Annotated in this window: 3 protein-coding genes and 1 pseudogene; 2 read left to right on the forward strand and 2 right to left on the reverse strand. The window is 46.4% G+C overall.

The annotated features are described in order from the left end of the window. Positions 1-76: 76 nt before the first annotated feature. Together QT222_RS03505 and QT222_RS03510 are read right to left on the reverse strand one after the other, a co-directional pair. Positions 77-175: pseudogene (locus QT222_RS03505) on the reverse strand (SWIM zinc finger family protein); the annotation flags it as partial. After that, a complete protein-coding gene (locus QT222_RS03510) occupies positions 176-967 on the reverse strand; it encodes a hypothetical protein (protein WP_491476322.1) in 792 nt (263 codons plus the stop codon). Here QT222_RS03510 and QT222_RS03515 point away from each other — a divergent pair. Together QT222_RS03515 and QT222_RS03520 are read left to right on the forward strand one after the other, a co-directional pair. Continuing rightward, complete coding sequence (locus QT222_RS03515) at positions 966-1,499, forward strand: hypothetical protein (RefSeq protein WP_491476323.1); 534 nt, start codon at positions 966-968, stop codon at positions 1,497-1,499. The two genes, QT222_RS03510 and QT222_RS03515, sit on opposite strands and share 2 nt — an antisense overlap. Positions 1,500-1,643: 144 nt before the next feature. Beyond that, positions 1,644-3,049, forward strand: a 1,406-nt coding sequence (locus QT222_RS03520; RefSeq protein ID WP_491476324.1) for a hypothetical protein, incomplete at its 3' end; no start/stop codon positions are given.

The following is a 3,049-nucleotide window of genomic DNA, read 5'->3' on the forward strand; positions in this document are numbered from 1 at the left end:
GTGTTGTGTCTGCGTCACCGGATTGGTCTGCCAGTCACTTTCTGTCGGTTACAACGCCGCCGTCGGCGACAGCTCACATCTTCGTCGCGATATCGAGGATTCGAGGTCGAATGGCGACGACGATCCGGTGTTTACACGGACCATCGTACACCGCGTCAGCAGGACACTCACAAGCTTATCGCCGGAATCTCGAAAGCGGATCCACCGGAACGCGATCTTGTGCGGCAAGATTGTCCAGGGCTAACGAAATCACGAAGCCGATCATTGCGAATAGTGACAGCCATAGCCCTGCTTGGAATATCCTAGCGGCAGTGTTCTGTCCCAGTCCTAGAGTACCGCCAACGAGCCCACCGATCCCCAGTATGACCATTCCGAAGGCGATCATCACGCCGAGTTGACTGGCATAGGTGGTTTGAGTCCAGAAGCTCCGGGGTTGATAATATGGGAGTCGTTCGGCAGCAATCTCTTGGGCAACCTCTTTAGGAACAGTAGTCACGTCGATTTCTCCCCAGTCAATCGAATCGTCGATAAGTTCGCTGTACTTGACTGTCCCACCCTCGTCGCGTTCACGGGGATACCAGTAGAGTTTCGTATTGCCATCGTTGAATCTGCAGATTTCTCCGCCTTCTGCTAGATCATCTAAGTTGTTACCCACAGTTTGTGGTTCGACTTCAGGAAACTCGGTTGCGAGCACTCTCCTAGTCAATGCGGGTACATTCTCGTTGAGTTCACCTAACTCACCTTTGAGCTCTCCTCGGTCAATCTTCCTTGCTGGATGTGAGTCGGTAGAATCGCCAGACATCGCCAAATTATACCGCTCAATAAACTCTGCTCGATAATATAATTCAGGGTGTGAAATATCATCCGAGGTCAATACCTTGGCTACCTGGTTTCCTAACACAATGGTCGGAATTGAAAATACAAGCCGTCGAAAGTTTCTGGTCGCCGCAGCAGTGTCGGGTTCCATGACCGGGTGTCTCGGAAGAACCAGCGAGCGGCCAGGGGCGGTTGATTCATCAGACCTGTCCGTTTCGTCAAGTGGGTCTGCCAAGCTCACTGCCAAGAATGTCAAAAATGACAACAATAATGGATTAATGATTTCGACCGAAGACTCTGTTGCTGATGGGGAAGTAGTCGGTGAAATCCCGGTTTCTATCTCTGAGGCTTCCAGAAGCAGTGTCTACATCAATGCTGATGTTGAGCAGTTAGATGACGACGCTGAGATCGAAATACGATTTCGTTCTCCAAACTCCAGCTATCGCGCTATCTTCCTTGGAAATGAATACAAGGGGAAAGAGAGCGGGGTATTAGCAACTGAAACTGGATCGGGGTATGAGCTGCAGGAACAGCTCAAGAAGCTACCGTCGGCTGAGAACGGAGGGTCAACTCAGGTCATGGATATTGATCGAGTTCAGTTCGTAGTCAGGGACGGTGATTTCGCTGGTACAATCTGGGCTCTCTGGTTCATATTCGAAGATCAAACTATAGCCCTTCTGTGAGTGACTGGTAGAGACTGTATCTTCACTTCTAACTGGATTGGGATACAATTATAGGACCTCGAACTATCAAGTCAGTTGGCACTAATGTTCGTCCGATTGGCGAAGAAGATTTTTGTAATTTACACCTTCCTATTGGGGGGGACATTGGTCTTCACAGCATTCGCCAACAACTCGGGACCGAGACTGTATTTGATGGGGGGCAGCATTATTGGACTTGGTGTTGTGGTAATCCTGTCTCTCCTGAGGGGAGTGATAGTTGCAAAATGGCGGTGGACTCAGAATCAGGTGAGAATTTTTTTAGAATCCAAGATAGCAAGATTTCAAGCTTGGAGATCGAATCTGGACCTGTACTCTTGGGGGAAAATAACCTTTTGGACCATCTCAATTTTACCGTTGGTGTTTGTGGGGATTTCAATAAGCTATCCTAATTCTCAGGTAGTCGAATTATTTGCCGTTTCGAAGGAGAACGCGTTTTTCTCGAATTCTCTCTTGCTTCTTGTGAATATGATTGGCTTCGTCTTCATCATCTTGATCTTCGTCATCCAGAATACAACTCAAGAGTATAATCCGGGTCTCTCGAAGGAGATTTACAGCGACTTCTATCTTATTTTGATATTCGTAGGACTGCTGCTCATCGCCTTATACAACCTTTCTGGACTGTATTTTCAATGGTCAGATGTACTTCAATCTCTGAGCTATATTTTGACTTTTTCTTCATTTCTCTATCTGGTTTCATTGTCTCTCGTCACGAGTCATTATTTAGACGTTTCAAATGCTATCGACAGGGTAGAGGACCGTATCAATGGAAAAATCACTAGAGACAACATCTACCGATCATCTGCCCGCGTACCGTTGAAGGGTGAAGAGTTTCTTGCAGAACTCACCCAGGATACTCTATTAATTACCAACACGGCGATTCGTGCGATTGAAAATAACGATCATATCCTTGTGATCACCTGTGTCCAATCTTTGGAAAGTATTGGGTCGAAATATTTGGGAAGGTTAATTTCGCCTGTCGAAGATGATTTCGTGAGGGAGCTGAACGACCAATTTCAGTTCATAATCGAGAGAACGGGAAAGGACTATACGAGTCAGAAATATTTAGAACCGCTATCTGAATCTTTGGGGAGTTTGTCGAGATCAACCTTTAGAAACACTGAGAACGCAGTCCAGACTTCTCTGTGGCTTCAATCATTGTGGGAGATCTTCAAAATTACGTACCCTGAGATGGATCGGACAGATGCTCTGGGCAAGTCGATTCGAGAAATCAATCGGACAGTGGTCTTATCCTTGGAAACTAAAACTGCTACTGGTCATTCGCACTACTGGCAGTATTCATCATACTTGGAAAGGATCGGGAAATGGAGTCTGGCGAATAAAGCAAGTATGCCACTAAGGGTGTGCCTCTCTCAATTCCAATGGCACTACATCTCTATGATGGATTCTCTGATTTCCGAGGAACTCTATTTTCAGAGTCATCAAGTTGAGAAACCATTAGACGAAATTCTGGAACTCTTTTCCACGGCATGGAAGAGCAACCAGTTTGATAA

The sequence above is a fragment of the Haloferax sp. s1 genome (assembly GCF_058382125.1).